The 14,191-nt window shown below is 68.4% G+C and carries 16 protein-coding genes; 10 read left to right on the top strand and 6 right to left on the bottom strand.

Features of this window, described 5'->3' with window-relative positions; translation table 11 throughout:
• Positions 1-3: 3 nt before the first annotated feature.
• Together AB0H36_RS22145 and AB0H36_RS22140 are read left to right on the top strand one after the other, a co-directional pair.
• Complete coding sequence (locus AB0H36_RS22145; protein WP_360526270.1) at positions 4-507, top strand: hypothetical protein; 504 nt, start codon at positions 4-6, stop codon at positions 505-507.
• 99 nt (positions 508-606) lie between these two features.
• Positions 607-1,290 (top strand): DUF899 domain-containing protein, encoded by a 684-nt coding sequence (locus AB0H36_RS22140; RefSeq protein ID WP_360526267.1) that lies wholly within the window; start codon positions 607-609, stop codon positions 1,288-1,290.
• Positions 1,291-1,308: 18 nt separating this feature from the next.
• Here the strand turns inward: AB0H36_RS22140 and AB0H36_RS22135 are convergent, their stop codons facing one another.
• The 4 genes from AB0H36_RS22135 to AB0H36_RS22120 all read right to left on the bottom strand — a co-directional run bounded on the left by AB0H36_RS22135 (position 1,309) and on the right by AB0H36_RS22120 (position 4,459).
• Complete coding sequence (locus AB0H36_RS22135; protein WP_360526264.1) at positions 1,309-2,070, bottom strand: META domain-containing protein; 762 nt, start codon at positions 2,068-2,070, stop codon at positions 1,309-1,311.
• Between the two features lie 131 nt (positions 2,071-2,201).
• Entirely contained in the window at positions 2,202-3,440 is a 1,239-nt protein-coding gene (locus tag AB0H36_RS22130; protein ID WP_360526261.1) for a hypothetical protein, read from the bottom strand.
• 465 nt (positions 3,441-3,905) lie between these two features.
• Positions 3,906-4,148 (bottom strand): antitoxin, encoded by a 243-nt coding sequence (locus AB0H36_RS22125; RefSeq protein WP_360526258.1) that lies wholly within the window; start codon positions 4,146-4,148, stop codon positions 3,906-3,908.
• Positions 4,149-4,243: 95 nt separating this feature from the next.
• Positions 4,244-4,459 carry a hypothetical protein gene (locus AB0H36_RS22120; RefSeq protein ID WP_360526255.1) on the bottom strand — a complete coding sequence of 72 codons (216 nt, stop codon included), beginning with the start codon at positions 4,457-4,459 and terminating at the stop codon, positions 4,244-4,246.
• A 123-nt stretch (positions 4,460-4,582) separates the two neighbouring features.
• On the opposite strand from AB0H36_RS22120, the gene miaA reads away from it, so the two are divergent.
• From miaA to ggt, 4 genes are all read left to right on the top strand, one after another.
• Complete coding sequence (gene miaA, locus AB0H36_RS22115; RefSeq protein WP_360526252.1) at positions 4,583-5,554, top strand: tRNA (adenosine(37)-N6)-dimethylallyltransferase MiaA; 972 nt, start codon at positions 4,583-4,585, stop codon at positions 5,552-5,554.
• On the top strand, positions 5,541-6,056 hold the full coding sequence (locus tag AB0H36_RS22110; RefSeq protein ID WP_360526249.1) for a SigE family RNA polymerase sigma factor: 516 nt from the start codon (positions 5,541-5,543) through the stop codon (positions 6,054-6,056). Before miaA ends, AB0H36_RS22110 begins: the two co-directional genes overlap by 14 nt.
• A gap of 2 nt (positions 6,057-6,058) precedes the next feature.
• Complete coding sequence (locus AB0H36_RS22105) at positions 6,059-6,754, top strand: hypothetical protein (protein ID WP_360526246.1); 696 nt, start codon at positions 6,059-6,061, stop codon at positions 6,752-6,754.
• A gap of 110 nt (positions 6,755-6,864) precedes the next feature.
• Positions 6,865-8,685, top strand: a complete 1,821-nt coding sequence (gene ggt, locus AB0H36_RS22100; RefSeq protein WP_360526243.1) for a gamma-glutamyltransferase — start codon at positions 6,865-6,867, stop codon at positions 8,683-8,685.
• 11 nt (positions 8,686-8,696) lie between these two features.
• On the opposite strand, the gene AB0H36_RS22095 is transcribed toward ggt, so the two are convergent.
• Complete coding sequence (locus AB0H36_RS22095; protein WP_360526240.1) at positions 8,697-9,791, bottom strand: M20/M25/M40 family metallo-hydrolase; 1,095 nt, start codon at positions 9,789-9,791, stop codon at positions 8,697-8,699.
• Positions 9,792-9,897: 106 nt separating this feature from the next.
• Between AB0H36_RS22095 and AB0H36_RS22090 the strand changes: the two genes are divergently transcribed.
• From AB0H36_RS22090 to AB0H36_RS22075, 4 genes are read left to right on the top strand one after another with little or no spacing between them, the layout of a single operon-like run.
• Complete coding sequence (locus AB0H36_RS22090; protein ID WP_360526237.1) at positions 9,898-10,623, top strand: GNAT family N-acetyltransferase; 726 nt, start codon at positions 9,898-9,900, stop codon at positions 10,621-10,623.
• Entirely contained in the window at positions 10,610-11,260 is a 651-nt protein-coding gene (locus tag AB0H36_RS22085; protein ID WP_360526234.1) for an SIS domain-containing protein, read from the top strand. The genes AB0H36_RS22090 and AB0H36_RS22085 overlap by 14 nt, the downstream gene beginning before the upstream one ends.
• Positions 11,250-12,377, top strand: coding sequence for an o-succinylbenzoate synthase (gene menC, locus AB0H36_RS22080; RefSeq protein ID WP_360526231.1), 1,128 nt, complete (start codon positions 11,250-11,252; stop codon positions 12,375-12,377). Before AB0H36_RS22085 ends, menC begins: the two co-directional genes overlap by 11 nt.
• Positions 12,374-13,927, top strand: a complete 1,554-nt coding sequence (locus tag AB0H36_RS22075; protein WP_360526228.1) for a D-aminoacylase — start codon at positions 12,374-12,376, stop codon at positions 13,925-13,927. The genes menC and AB0H36_RS22075 overlap by 4 nt, the downstream gene beginning before the upstream one ends.
• On the opposite strand, the gene AB0H36_RS22070 is transcribed toward AB0H36_RS22075, so the two are convergent.
• A complete protein-coding gene (locus tag AB0H36_RS22070; RefSeq protein WP_360526225.1) occupies positions 13,914-14,168 on the bottom strand; it encodes a hypothetical protein in 255 nt (84 codons plus the stop codon). The two genes, AB0H36_RS22075 and AB0H36_RS22070, sit on opposite strands and share 14 nt — an antisense overlap.
• Between the last annotated feature and the right edge of the window lie 23 nt (positions 14,169-14,191).

The raw sequence follows: 14,191 nt of genomic DNA, 5'->3' as shown, positions 1-14,191 counted from the left end.
GTCGTGGCCGCCATAAACGACCCCAAGGGGACCGGAGCGCAGGACTGGCTGCCGTTGGACGTGACGGGCGACGCCAGGTACTCGGAGGAGCGGGATCGCGTCAGCGCCATGCTGAAGCATCTGCAGGCGTACGACGGGGGCATGCTGTGGGATGCATCGACGTCAACACTCACGATCCAGATGACGACGGAGGATGCCCTTCAGCAAGCACGACTCCTGCTGCTGGTCACGAGTCCGACGTGGTTGCGGGTGATGTTCGTACAGGTTCAGTACTCCGCCTTGGAGCTGACGGAACTCGCCAGCCGGCTCCTCGAGCACCAGACCGCCTGGGCCGGCGCCTCGGGCCTCGGCGGCGGTGCCGACCTCCGCGCGAACCGGGTGCAGTTCGTGCTCAACCGCAACCACGAACACGCCGACACGCTGATCCAAGCAGTCAACGCCTTGAACGATCCGCGAATCACCCTCGATGTCTACACGTCCACCAGAACCAAGCGCCGACCCCGCTGAATGAGAGGGCAACATCGCATCCCTGGCGTTTACGGGGCGTGCGGCAAGGTCACCGGGCACGGATCGAGCCGGAGCAGCTCAGGGCGAAGGAGTGATTCCGTGAAAACGCCACCTGTCGTGTCGGCCGAGGAGTGGAACGCGGCCCGTGAGGAGCTTCTGCGCAAGGAGAAGGAGCACACTCGCGCGAAGGACGCGCTGGCGGCCGAGCGTCGCCGGCTGCCGTGGGTACGGGTCGAGACGCAGTACATCTTCGAGGGGCCGGATGGAAAGGTGGGCCTGCCCGACCTGTTCGAGGGGCGCCGCCAGTTGATCGTCTACCGGCACTTCTTCGAGCCTGGCGTCGCCGACTGGCCCGCTGGCGGTTGCAGCGGCTGTGCGATGTTCACCGACAACCTCGGCCACCTCGCACACCTGAATGCCCGCGACGTCACGTTCGTGCTGGTCTCTGCCGCTCCGCAGTCCGACATCAAACGCTACCGCGACCGCATGGGCTGGGACGGTGTGCCCTGGTACACGACGCAGGACGACTTCTCGAAGGACTTCGGCGTCGACGAGTACTTCGGCCTCAACGTCTTCATCCGCGACGGTGACGAGGTCTACCGCACCTACTTCACCAACGCGCGCTCAGCGGAACAGATCGGCAACGTCTGGAGCCTGCTCGACATCACCCCGCTCGGCCGCCAGGAGGAGTGGGAGGACTCACCGGAGGGCTATCCGCAGGAACCGCCGTACCAGTGGTGGCGCCGCCACGACGAGTACGGCACCCCCGAGGACGCCGGCTGACGAGCCAACTACTGAGGCTCAGGGGTTGGCGGTGAGGTCGAGGCCGATTCCGGTTGGGGCCAACAGAGTCAGGCGGTTGTAGTCGATGGCGTAGGTGACCCTGGCGGCCCGAAGTGTGGTCAGGATCGCTGTCTCCACGTCGGCGGTTTCACCGGTGCAGGCGCGGTCGGTGGTGACGACGTCGGTGATTGTCAGCTTGGTGCTGGTGCGGCTGATGGTGCCGGAGATTTCATTGCAACCGGTCGAGCCGGTCAGACGTTCGCCGTCGAAGGTGAGCCACGCTTCTTGGGCGCGATGGTGGTAGCGAAACAGGTCGCCGTTCTCGATGGTGGTGACGAGCTTCCATCTGGTCCCGTCGAGCGGGAAGTCTGGTTCGACGACCTTCCGGTCCAGCAGCGTGATCGTCGTACCGCCTGAGCTGAGGGTGAGCTGGTCACCGTCCAGGTGCCAGCTGGGTTGGCTCATCAGAAACTCGCAGAGCCAATCGTCCTGAGCCAGCAGCGGCGCTTCACAACCGACTTGGGTGATCTCGTATCCGTTGACCCACAACCTGCCGTCGGCCAACAACTCCCCAGCCGCGGCCCACGCGCCAACCCTGTTGCATCCGGCAAACGCCCTGAGCACGTCATGCACGCGCGGACCTTCCTCGTTCGGGTTCGGCACCTCCTCGAACTCCACCCGCACCCGCGTATCCGACACCAACTGCTTCGGTCGACCATCCACCATCACCGCCGTGGACAAATAAGTCCTGCCCATCGGTGACCCACTCGACCCGCTCATCCTCGGCTCCTCTCCAAAACCGGCGGGGTCCGGGGCGGCCTGTCCATCATGCTCGATCCGCCGTCGGTTCGTGCTGAAGAGCTAGGTCCAGTGCAATCCGCGAGTCCGCGTGGCTCACGCTTGGCAGCTACTCAGCTTTCCTCGTTGTCGTCGCGTCGACGGAGGGCTCGCCCGGTGATCCGGCTGGGGAGTCTGCCGGTCACCGATTTGGCGCGGTCGAAGGTCTCGTTGCCGAGGCGCCTGGCGGCATCGACGCCATCTGCTCCCGCCTCGAGCGCTTTGTCTCTCACCTCTGTGGCCGCGTCCGCCCATCGCCTCGCCTCCAACGACTCGCGACCGCCCTCGATACCGAGCCGCCCGTGGAAGTCGACGACGGCGATCGCGACATGGTTGCTCGCTTGCACAACTTCCCGCGAGTTGGTCGGGTGCAGCAGCACCTTGGTGTTGGCCGTTCCGGCGGCCGCATCCATGCGGGCCATCAAGCGCTCGGTGCTCCGCGAGATGACTTCCAGCCGGTTGTGACGCGCAGCCCGGAGTGCGAGGCGATGCCGGTCCAGTTCGTCTGGAGACGCATCCAGCACGCGGTCGAGCTCGAGCACGGCGATCGCGTCCTGCAGTTGGAAGCAGCGAGCCAGGACGGCGAGCCATTCCTGGACCTTGGACTCGGCCTTCTTGGCCGTCTTGGCGAGCTCACCGATCTTGGGCTCGCTCTCCATCTTCTCAGCGAGTGCGTCGAGTTGACGCAACGCGTACGCCTGGGTTCGAGCGATCGTGATCGTGGTGGATTGCACCTTCGACCACGTGACCTCGGAGACCCGGCCCACCTTCTCTCGGATCGTCATGGCCTCCTCGATCACGAAGTCCACGCCGATCATGTCCGCCAGCACAGCGTCCTGCTGGGCGCGGAGCACGTCGTCGACCTTCTTGTCGATCGTGGCGAGATAGTCGGTGATCTCATCCATTGCCTGCTGCATCGCAAGCTGCGCCATGATCCCCGCCGCACCAGCCAGAACCGCCGGGTTGGTCAGAAGCGTTCCGGGCCTCGCGAATTCGACGAATCCCTTGATCTGGCCGCTGTTCCCCTTCAGCACACCGGTGCTGAGTCCCGTCTCGGAGCTCTTCCTCAGCCCGTGTTTGTGGGCAAGCCGCGCGGACTCCTTGGTCAGCTTCACCCAGCGACCCGAGTTGGCTGCAATCTCGGAACCTGCCTGTGCAGCTGCAGCCCCGGTACTGAGGACAGATCCGAGCCGTGGCAGTCCGAGGTCCTTCGACGGCAGTCCCTCGGAGACGAGCCAGCGTTCGACAGCCATCGGATTCCCGATGACCGCCAGCCCGTCGCCGTCACTGATCAGCTGAATTTCGTCGTCCATCGTCGGCTCCTCAAACTGTCGGCAGGCGTCGGGCAGTCGCGCGCAAGCCTCGGTGGTGGGCGCTCTGGCTACACCTGAGGGAGCTCAGGTACCGCTGGACGTTCAGTTCGGATTGCCTGCGCAAGCAGGTTCTTTGCAAATGCCTGCTCCGGGTACTGCAGACTCATTTACGTCCCCCTCTGCAATCGACGGTCGCGGAATCCGACCCGTCGGTGCGCGCGTCACGCGACACCAGCCCCAATTACCCCATCCCCGCGCGGAGCATACACCTTCTGTGACGAGGAGAAGCCCCACGGCACAAGTAGTCCGGCTCCGACTGTATTTGACCTGCGTGCCGATGGGGGCGCCGCGACGGCTGGGAGGCGGCCGATGGGGCTGTCGCGCCGTAGGCGTGTCCGAGTTCGCCGTACCAGCACCTGGACATGGTGGAGGGCCGCAAGGGGTCCTTGCGGCCCTCCGGTGTGGCTAGGCGGGGCGGTTGGTGTCGGGGATGTCGTCGTTCTGGCCGTCGAGGTTGTCCAGGCCTTCCTTGGCATTGTCGACGCCCTGATCGATCTTGTCGCCGTACTTGCCGCCCGTCTTCTCGTCGACCAAGTCGCCGGCCTTGTCCAGGCCCTGGCCCACCTTGTCGCCGTGCTGGTCGACCAGGTCGCCGGCCTTGTCCTTCAGGTCCTCGGCCTTGCCCTTGAACTTGTCGAAGATGCCCATCTGCGGGGCTCCCATTCCTGCGTAGTTGAATGCTTACAGACAGCTAGCGGTGATCTTCGCATCTACGACGCCGGAACTGTGGGATCTCCGCTTTGTCAGACGCCGGATCCCTCGATGTCGCCACCGGACTCGATGTCGCCGCCCGACTCGATGTCGCCGCCCGACTCGATGTCACCGCCGGAGTCGCCCTCGCCGCCGTCGCCGCTGACCTCGATGTCGCCGCCGCTGCTCTTCAGCGCGTCGAGTTCCTCACCCCCGAGGTCCACGGCTTCCTTGGCCCGGTCGGACCCTTCTTCGATCGGATTCGTCACTTCGTTCCTCCCGTAAATCAGTATTGCGATCTGGAGTGTTCCTATCCAAGATCACGGGTCATCCACAAGACCGGTGGCACCCTCTTGGCGCAGTCTTCACCGGGGTGCTGCCAGACTGGAGTGATGGCCGAACCACTCGTCGTCGCGGTCGTCGGGCCCACCGCGGCCGGCAAGTCCGACCTGTCCGTTGCCCTGTGCAAAAACCTGGGCGGTGAGGTGGTCAACGCCGACGCGATGCAGGTCTACCGCGGGATGGACATCGGTACGGCGAAGATCAGTACGGCGGAGCGCGACGGCGTACCCCATCACCTGCTGGACATCCTCGACGTGACCGAGACAGCGACCGTGGCCGAGTTCCAGCAGCTGGCTCGCGCGGCGATCGACGACTGCATCGGGCGGCAGACGGTGCCGGTGCTGGCCGGCGGGTCGGCGCTGTACGTGCGGGCGATCCTGGACGACTTCGTCTTCCCCGGCACCGACGCGACCGTCCGGGAACGGTTGGAGGACGAGCTCGCGCACCTAGGGTCCGGAGCGCTGCACAAGAAACTCGCCGCGAAAGACCCGGCAGCGGCCGAACAGATCCTGCCGAGCAACGGGCGGCGGATCGTCCGGGCGCTGGAGGTCATCGAGATCACCGGCGGGCCGTACGTCGCGACGCTGCCCGAGCACCGCTACGTCTACCCCGGCGCGGTGCAGCTCGGTCTCGACGTACCGCGGCCCGAGCTGGACGAGCGGATCGGGCGGCGGGTCGACCGGATGTTCGACGCGGGTTTCGTGGACGAGGTGCGAGATCTGCTGAACAAGGGTTTGCTTGAGGGCAAGACGGCCAACCGGGCCCTCGGCTACTCGCAGGTGATCGCGTTGCTCGACGGTGAGATCAGTGAACCCGAGGCCCGGGAGCGGACCGCGCAGGCCACCCGCCGGTTCGCGCGGCGGCAGGACTCATGGTTCCGTAAGGACCAACGCATCACTTGGCTGCAGTACGACGACCCCGATCTGGTGGAGAAGGCACTAACTGTGATGGCCGGAGGCAACCGACGGGGGATCGGCGGCGTAGTCGGGGTGCAAGAAAGCACAGGGCATGCGAGGGGGTGACCGTGAGGCGGAGTTCCGCGAGTACCTGCTCGCGGACCGAACCCGACTGATGAGGACGGCACTGCTGCTCACCGCGGGTGACGTGCACACCGCGGAGGACCTGGTCCAGACCGCCTGTACCCGGGTGTACGTGCACTGGCACCGGATCCGCCACGAGGGCGCCGGGCCGTACGCACACCGCATCCTGGTCAACGCGTTCCTGGACGAGCGCCGCCGGGCCGGGCGCCACCCGGAGCTGGTGACCGCGGAGACGTTCGAGCCGCGGCTCACCGACGAGGTGGACCCGGTGGACACGCTCGCAGTACGGCGGGCCCTGCTGGAGCTCGCGCCGCGGCAGCGCGCGGTCCTCGTGCTGCGGTACTTCCAGGATCTCGACGTGGCCAGCTGCGCGCGGATCCTCGACTGCACCGAAGGCACCGTGAAGAGCCAGACCGCGAAGGCGTTGAAGAGACTGAAGGATCTGATGAGTGAGGAATCGGATCCGGCGACGGGGAGTAGCTAGAAGTGGACGAGGTCAAGAAGCTGCTGGAGGGGTTCGCCGATCAGGCGGCGGACGGGCTCCCGCCTGCCGACATCGACGCGGACGTCGCCCGCGGCCGGCGCGCGCTGCGCCGGATCAAGCGGCGCCGCCGGGTGACCGGCGTGCTGTGTGTCGCCGCGGTGTCGGCCGCCGTGCTCGCGGTCGGCAACCAGGTGAAGTGGTGGAACAACGGCGGCTCCGAGGTCGCGACCGGCGAGACCGAGCAGACCGCGGCCGCGAGCGAGGCCGCGACGCCGACGCCGTCGCCGATGATCGCCCAGGGGGAGGAGACGGTCTCGACGTACGCCGGCCCGATGGTCGAGCTGGTCGCGAACAACCAGCCGTGGAACTCGATCGGCTGCACGCTCGCCCCGAAGGGCTGGACGCCGGAGACCCCGATCCCATCGAATCGCGTGGTGCTGTCCGGGACGGCGGTGCGGACCACGGACGTCGCCACCAAGGTGGTGCTGCACGCGACGTCACAGGCGGCGTCCGGCCTGACCGACGTCCGGGTGACCGACGCGGACGGCAAGACCTTCCACATCGGCACCCTGAACGGCCGCCTCAGCGGTCAGGTGAAGCTCGCCGACCGCTGGCTGGTGGTCGAGCTCCCGGCCGGCAACGCGAACTGGAACGACCAGACCCTGCAACGCTTCATGGCCTCCTGCACCGTCAACTAGCCCGCACCGTCAACTAGCTAACACCGTGAACTAGCCGCGCCAGAACTAGCGCCACCGCCGACTTCGGGATAGGCAAGGCTTGTCCTGAAAAACGTCGACGGGAGTATCCGGTGACACCGAAGAAGCTGGTCGCATCCCTGTCTGCTGGTGCGCTTGTCCTGTCCGTCCTGACCGCGGGTACCGCGGCCGCCCGACCACCGCAGCCGCCGGTGAAGACGCCGACCTCGATCGGGTTCGGCGGGGCCGTGTCCTCGGTCGACCCGGAGGCGACGAAGGTCGGCCTGAACGTCCTGCGCCGGGGCGGCAACGCGGTCGACGCCGCCGTGGCCACCGCGGCCGCGCTCGGCGTGACCGAGCCGTACTCGGCCGGCATCGGCGGTGGCGGGTACTTCGTCTACTACGACGCCAAGAAGCGCAAGGTCTCCACGATCGACGGCCGCGAGACCGCCCCGGCCGGGATGAAGATCGACTCGTTCGTCAACCCGGCGACCGGCCAGCCGTACCCGTTCGCGCAGCTCGTGACGTCCGGCCTGTCGGTCGGCGTGCCGGGGACGCTGGCGACGTGGGACTCGGCGCTGAAGCAGTGGGGTTCGCTGTCGCTGCGCAAAGCCCTGAAGCCGGCCGCGGACCTGGCCGACCGCGGGTTCGTGGTGGACGCGACGTTCCGCGGCCAGACGCTCGACAACAAGGCCCGGTTCGCGCAGATCGTGCCGACCGCCGAGCTGTTCCTGCCGAACGGCGACGCGCCTGTGGTCGGCTCGGTGTTCAAGAACCCGGATCTCGCCGACACCTACCGGCTGATCGGGAAGCAGGGCCCGTCCGCGTTCTACAACGGCCCGCTCGCGTCGGAGATGGCCGCGACCGCGCAGAACCCGCCGAAGACCGCGGACGCGACGCTGCCGGTCTTCCCCGGCAAGCTCACGACCGCTGACCTGGCGGCGTACGAGACCATCGACCGGGCCCCGACCAAGGTCCGGTACGACGGCCTGGACGTCTACGGCATGGCTCCGTCGTCCTCCGGTGGCACCACGGTCGGCGAGGCGCTCAACATCCTCACGCCGCAACACCTGGGGCAGCTGTCGACCCCGCAGGCGCTGCACACCTACCTCGAGGCGTCCGCGCTGGCGTTCGCGGACCGTGGCGCATACGTCGGTGACCCGGCGTACGTCGACGTACCGACCAAGGAGCTGCTGTCGCGTGGCTTCGGTGCCGAGCGTTCCTGCCTGATCGACCCGGACAAGGCGGCCATCAAGCCGCTGGCGGCCGGCTCGCCTGATGGCGACTACGAGCCCTGTACGCCGGCAACCACCGTCACCGACCGGCCGGACACCGAGGGGCTGTCGACGACGCACCTGGTCGCCGCGGACAAGTGGGGCAACGTCGTCTCCTACACGCTGACGATCGAGCAGACCGGTGGTAGCGGCATCACGGTCCCGGGCCGCGGCTTCCTGCTGAACAACGAGCTGACCGACTTCTCCGCAGTGCCGAACGTCAACGACCCGAACCGCATCGAGGCCGGCAAGCGGCCGCGGTCGTCGATGTCGCCGACGATCGTGCTGCGCGGCGGCAAGCCGTTCCTGGCGCTCGGTTCGCCGGGTGGTTCGACCATCATCACCACGGTCCTGCAGACGCTGACCAACCGGCTGGACCGCGGCATGACGCTGCCCGAGGCGGTCGCCGCACCTCGCGCGTCCCAGCGCAACACCGCGAACGTGACCGCAGAGCCGCCGTTCATCACCGCGTACGACGCCGCGCTCAAGCCTTACGGTCACGTGCTCGTCCCGTCCGGCGACGCGTTCACCTCGGCCGCCGAGATCGGTGCGGTGGCGGCCCTGGAGTTCCTGCCCGGCGGAGCGATTCTGGCGGCGGCCGAGCCCACCCGACGGGGCGGCGGCTCGGCCGGCACGGTCAAGGAGATCTACCCGCGTTAGCTCAGCGCGATCTAGATCGTCCTGATGATCGCGGCGACCAGGTCGGCCCGTTCGGCCAGGCTCGCCGCGATCACCTGCTCGTGGCTCGCGTGGGCGCCCTTCCCACGCGGGCCGAAGCCGTCCAGCGTCGGCACTCCCAGCCAACCGGTCAGGTTGGTGTCGGCCGCACCTGACGCCGCCTTGCCGCCGACCTCCTGACCAACCGATCGACCGGCTTCGGCGACCTGCACCAGCAACTCGTCCACGGCCGCCGACGGCTGCCAGGCCGGTCGGTTCGACAGCACGGACACGGTCAGTACGGCGTCCCGCCGTACCGGCTGGAGTCCGGTCACGGCATCGAGCACCGCACGCTCGGTCTCCGGATCGACGAACCGGAACCCGAGCTCGGCCGCCGCCTGCCCTGGTACGACGTTCGTCCGCCCGCCGCCCGTGATCGTGCCGACATTGCACAGCACGTCGCCGTACCGCGCAACCAAGGCCCGTACGACGATCAGCTGGTCGACGAGCTCGTCGATCGCGGAGACACCGCGGCCCGGGTCGAGGGCCGCGTGCGCTTCGCGGCCGGTGACCTCGATCCGGAGCCGGCTGCTGCCGCGGCGGGACGTCTTCACGTCGCCGTTGGGGTGCGGCGGTTCGAGGCCGAGCGCGGCAACCACGCCGGCGGACTCGGCGGTGACGAGGTCGCGGGCCGACGGCGAACCGACCTCCTCATCGGCCGTCACGATCACCCGGACCGGTCGGTGGTCGTGGTCGGCGACCTGTTCGAGCGCAGTCTCCAGGACGACCAGGCCGCCCTTCATGTCGAAGACGCCGGGACCGTGGATCACGCCGTCCTGCTCGCGCCACGGCATCTGCTCGAGCCGGCCGATCGGCCAGACCGTGTCGTGGTGCCCGAGGAACAGCAGCGGTGCCTCCTCGGCGCGCGGGCCGCGGCCGGGGAAGTCGGCGACGACATGGTCGCCAGTCGCTGCCGCTACCCGCCGGGCGGTGCCGCCGAGGTCGCCGTACCGGTGCAGGAGGCGGTCGGCGAAGGCGTTCAGGGCGTCGGTCGCCCCGGTCGGGGTCTCATGCTCGACGTACTCGCGCAGGCGGTCGATCATCCTCATGGATAGTCAACGTATCATCATTCGGTCACCGATTGACTGCCTCTGTCCGTGAGGGATTTACTCAAGACGGCATCAGGATCCGTTTCATATCTTTGAGGAGCTCGTAGTGGCGTTCCGGCCCGTCACGCTCACCACCGCTGAGCGGTTCGCGGAGGCGGCCGCGCTGTACCGCGCGGTCTTCGGCTACCAGGACCCGGAGTACGCGCTGAATCCGCGACTCCTCGGCGCGCTGGTCAGCAACGGCGGCTCTGTTGTCGGCGTTCTCGACGAGGACGATCGGCTCGTCGCCTTCGCCTACGGCTTCTGCGGCACCGACCGGCGCGGCTTCTACCACTACTCGCAGTCGGCCGTGGTGGCCGCGGACCAGCAGGGCCACGGCCTGGGCCGCCTGCTCAAGCACGCGCAGCGCGAGGTCGCGCTCAGCCACGGCATGACCCGGATGCGCTGGACCTACGATCCGTTCCAGATCCGCAACGGTCACTTCAACCTGGACGTGCTCGGCGCGCGTGGCCGCTGGTACGCGCCGGACATGTACGGACCGGGTGGCGACCGAGTGGTCGTCGAGTGGAACCTGCATGCGCAGCCACGCGCGCAGGACCACCTCGAGCTCGAGTTGACCGAGGCGGACTGGGGAGTCCTGGGCGGCGCTGGGGACCGCCCGTGGCTGGCCTTGCCGTCCGATCCGGCTGCGGTCACGCCAGAGATCGCGGAGCGCGTCCGCCAAGGGTTCCTGGACCTGCTCGGCAAGGGCCTCGCGGCCGACTCCTGCCGCCGGTTGCCGAACCGGACCGCGGTCTACCTCTTCGGGGCGGCGGACGATGGCCGGAGCTGACGAGGCGCGCAACCGCGAGCTGGCCAGTCCGCACGAACGGTTCGACGCGCGGCTGCAACGTCGGTCGTCGACGCTGCTGCAGCGCCGGGTGGTCGAGCAGGAGCGGGCGTCGATCGAGGCCGCCCTGGACCAGATCCTGGCCGACGACTCGATCGCCCAGGCGGCGGCCCGGATCGTCGCGGCCCGCCGGCGCTTCATCGCGGGCTCGGCGAAGTCGTTCTCGTACGCGTCGCTGCTCGCCTTCGACCTCAGCGCCGGCCTGTCCCAGGTCACGCTGATCGACGGCACGGTCGTGCGCGGGATCGACGTACTGTCCGATGTCCGGTCCAGCGACCTGATGGTGGCGTTCTCGCTGCGTCGCTATCGCCGCGACACCGTCGAGCTGGCCCGCGCCTTCGTCGAGGCCGGGGGTGAGCTCGTCGCGGTCACCGATTTCGAGGATGCGCCGCTGGCGAAGTTCGCGGACCAGTGCATCTATGTCGCGACCGGCAGCGCGTCGTACGTCGACTCGCCGACAGTCGTCGCGTCCGTGCTGCACGTGCTGGCGACCTTGACCACGGCCAGCGCGAAGGGCGCCCGCCGGCGCCTCGGCGAGCGCGATCGGCTGAACACGGAGTTGGGACTGTATGTCAACTGAGCTGACCGTCAGCACGGCCCGGCTGCATCGGGTTCGGCTGCCGCTGGTGCACGCGTTCCGCACCAGCTCGCACCGCAAGACGATGCTCGACCACATCCTGGTCGAGCTGATCGACGGCTCGGGCGCGGTCGGCTGGGGCGAGATCGCGTCGTCATCCGATCCGTACTACGCGCCGGAGACTGTCGAGACATGCTGGCACCTGGCCGAGCACTACCTGCTCCCAGCCGTGCTCGGCAAGCCGTGGGAGCGGCCGGAGGACGTGCCGCAGTTGTGGGGCAAGGTCCGCGGCAACCAGTTCGCCAAGGCCGGTGTTGATGTGGCCGCCTGGGTGCTGTGGTCCGCGACGCAGGGCATCCCGCTGGCGCAGGCGCTCGGCGGCACGCGCACCGAGGTCACGGCCGGGGTGTCGCTGGGCATCGAGCCGAGCATCGCCGACCTGCTGACCGAGGTACGGCGACAAGTCGCGGCCGGCTACCCGCGGATCAAGCTGAAGATCGCACCGGGGTGGGATGTCGAACCGGTCCGCGCTGTCCGGGCCGACTTCCCTGACCTGGACCTGCATGTCGATGCCAACGGCATCTACACCGAGTCGGTTGAGCACCTGGCCGCCCTGCGCGCCCTCGACGAGTACGAGCTGACCATGATCGAGCAGCCGTTCGCCCCTCGCGACCTGCTCGCCCACGCCCGTCTGCAGCGGCACCTGGTCACGCCGATCTGCCTGGACGAAAGCGTGGAGACGCTCGCAGACCTGGAGACGGCGCTCGCGCTGGATGCCCTGCGGGTGCTGAACATCAAGGTGTCGCGGATGGGCGGTCTCACCGCCGCTCGCGCCGCGCACGACCGCGCCCGGCGGGCCGGCATCCCGGTCTGGTGCGGCGGCATGCACGAGTTCGGCGTCGGCCGGGCCGCCAACGTGGCGATCTCCAGCCTGCCCGGTTTCAGCCTCCCGTCGGACGTGTCCGCCTCGGACAAGTACTACGCCCAGGACGTGATCACGCCATCCGTGGTCGCCAGGCAGGGCCTCGTACAGGTGCCGACGGCAACTGGTCTCGGGCATGACGTCGACACCGACCTGATCGCCGCGCACACTGTGGCGACGCTCGAGGTGAAGGCTTGATCGCGATCACCGGCGGCCAGGTCATGGACGGAACCGGGGCCGATGCCGTACCCGCGACCGTTCTGGTCGACGGTGAGCGGATCGTCGACGTCGTACCGCCGGAAACGCCGGTCGCCGATGCCGAGGTGATCGATGCCACGGGCAACGTGGTGACACCCGGGTTCATCGATCTGCACTCGCACGCGGACTTCACCGTGCTCGCCGCGCCGGAGGCGACCACCCAGCTGTCCCAAGGCGTCACGACCCTGGTGACCGGGAACTGCGGCTGGTCGCCGTTCCCGATCACGGATCTCGAGTCCTTGAAGGCGGGTACGGCGTTCCTCGACCCGAAGCACGACTGGTCCTGGCGGGACGCCGGCGGTTTCGCCGACGTGGTGGAGTCGGCGGTGAACATCGCGCTGCAGGTCGGACACTGCTCGCTGCGCCTGGCTGTCATGGGCGGCGCCGACCGAGCGCCGTCGCCGGACGAGCTGCGGCAGATGCAGGCACTGTTGCGGGAGGCCGCGGACCAGGGAGCGGTCGGGTTCTCCACCGGGCTGATCTACGCGCCGGGGACGTACGCCTCCGCGGAGGAGGTCGCGGCGTTGGTGGCGACCGCGGGGGAGTGCGGGCTGCTCTACTCGACGCACATCCGCAACGAAGGCGCCCAGCTGATCGAGGCGCTCGACGATGCGATCGCGGCCGCCCAGGCCGGTGGTGCCCGGTTGGAGGTCTCCCACCTCAAGGCCGTCGGTGCACCCAACTATGGCCTGGTGAACCGGGCTCTCGAACGCCTCGACCAGGCTCGCGCCGACGGCCTCGACCTCGGCTGGGACGTGTACCCATACACCGCTTCCAGCACGACCCTCACGACCCGGCTCCCCAGTTGGGCCTTGGCCGGTGGCACCGCATCCCTGCTGGCCCGGCTGAAGGACCCGACCGAGCGAGAGCGGATCGCGAATGACCTGCGCACGGCCGACCTGTTCAACCCGCAAGCTGTTGTGATCGCGTCCCTGCCGCCCGGGCGCTACGAGGACAGCCGCGGCCTCAGCGTCGCCGAGATCGCTCGCCGCGACGACGTGGACGCGGCCGAGGCGGTCCTGCGCGTCCTCGAGCACCACCAGGCCGCGGTCAGCGTCGTGAACCACGCGATGAGCGAGGACGACGTCGTGACAGTCCTTCGGCATCCGTGCACCAGCGTGGCGAGCGACGGCTGGGTGCTCGCCGGCTCCGGATCCGGGCATCCGCATCCCCGCAACTTCGGGACGTTCCCACGGGTCCTCGGCCGGTACACCCGCGACCAGGGCGTCATCACGTTGCCCGAGGCAATTCGCCGGATGACGTCACTGCCCGCGTCCCGGCTGGGCCTCGACGACCGGGGCGTGCTGCGACCGGGTGCCGTCGCGGACCTCGTCGTACTCGACCCGGCCGAGGTTGCGGACCGCTCGACGTACGACGATCCGTGGCAGCTGTCGACCGGGATCGAGCAGGTCCTCGTGGCGGGCGATCCGGTGCTGCGGGACGGCGTACCGACGGGACGTAGGCCGGGGCGCGTGCTCAGGGCTTCTTGAAGCGCTTCGGAGCTGTGGGCAAGGGCGTCGGCGCGGTCGACCGCTCATCAGTCGTCTCCAGCCAGCCGTCGTACTCGGTGAGGAGGTCGTCCAGGACCGCGTGATCAGGATCCTGGAGTACGACGACCCACGGGTGGTCCTCGTCGTCGTCCTCACCGTGGAAACGGCCCCGCCGGACGACGCCGTCCAGCCGGTCGGCCACCGCCTCGGCGTCGTCTCGCTCCCAGAAGTAGGCCTCCATGGGGACACCGTACGATCTTCATA

It is taken from the genome of Kribbella sp. NPDC050820 (assembly GCF_040653975.1).
Classification (GTDB): domain Bacteria; phylum Actinomycetota; class Actinomycetes; order Propionibacteriales; family Kribbellaceae; genus Kribbella.
The sequence above is the reverse complement of the archived record's forward strand: the minus strand, read 5'-3'. Positions and strand labels throughout refer to the sequence as shown.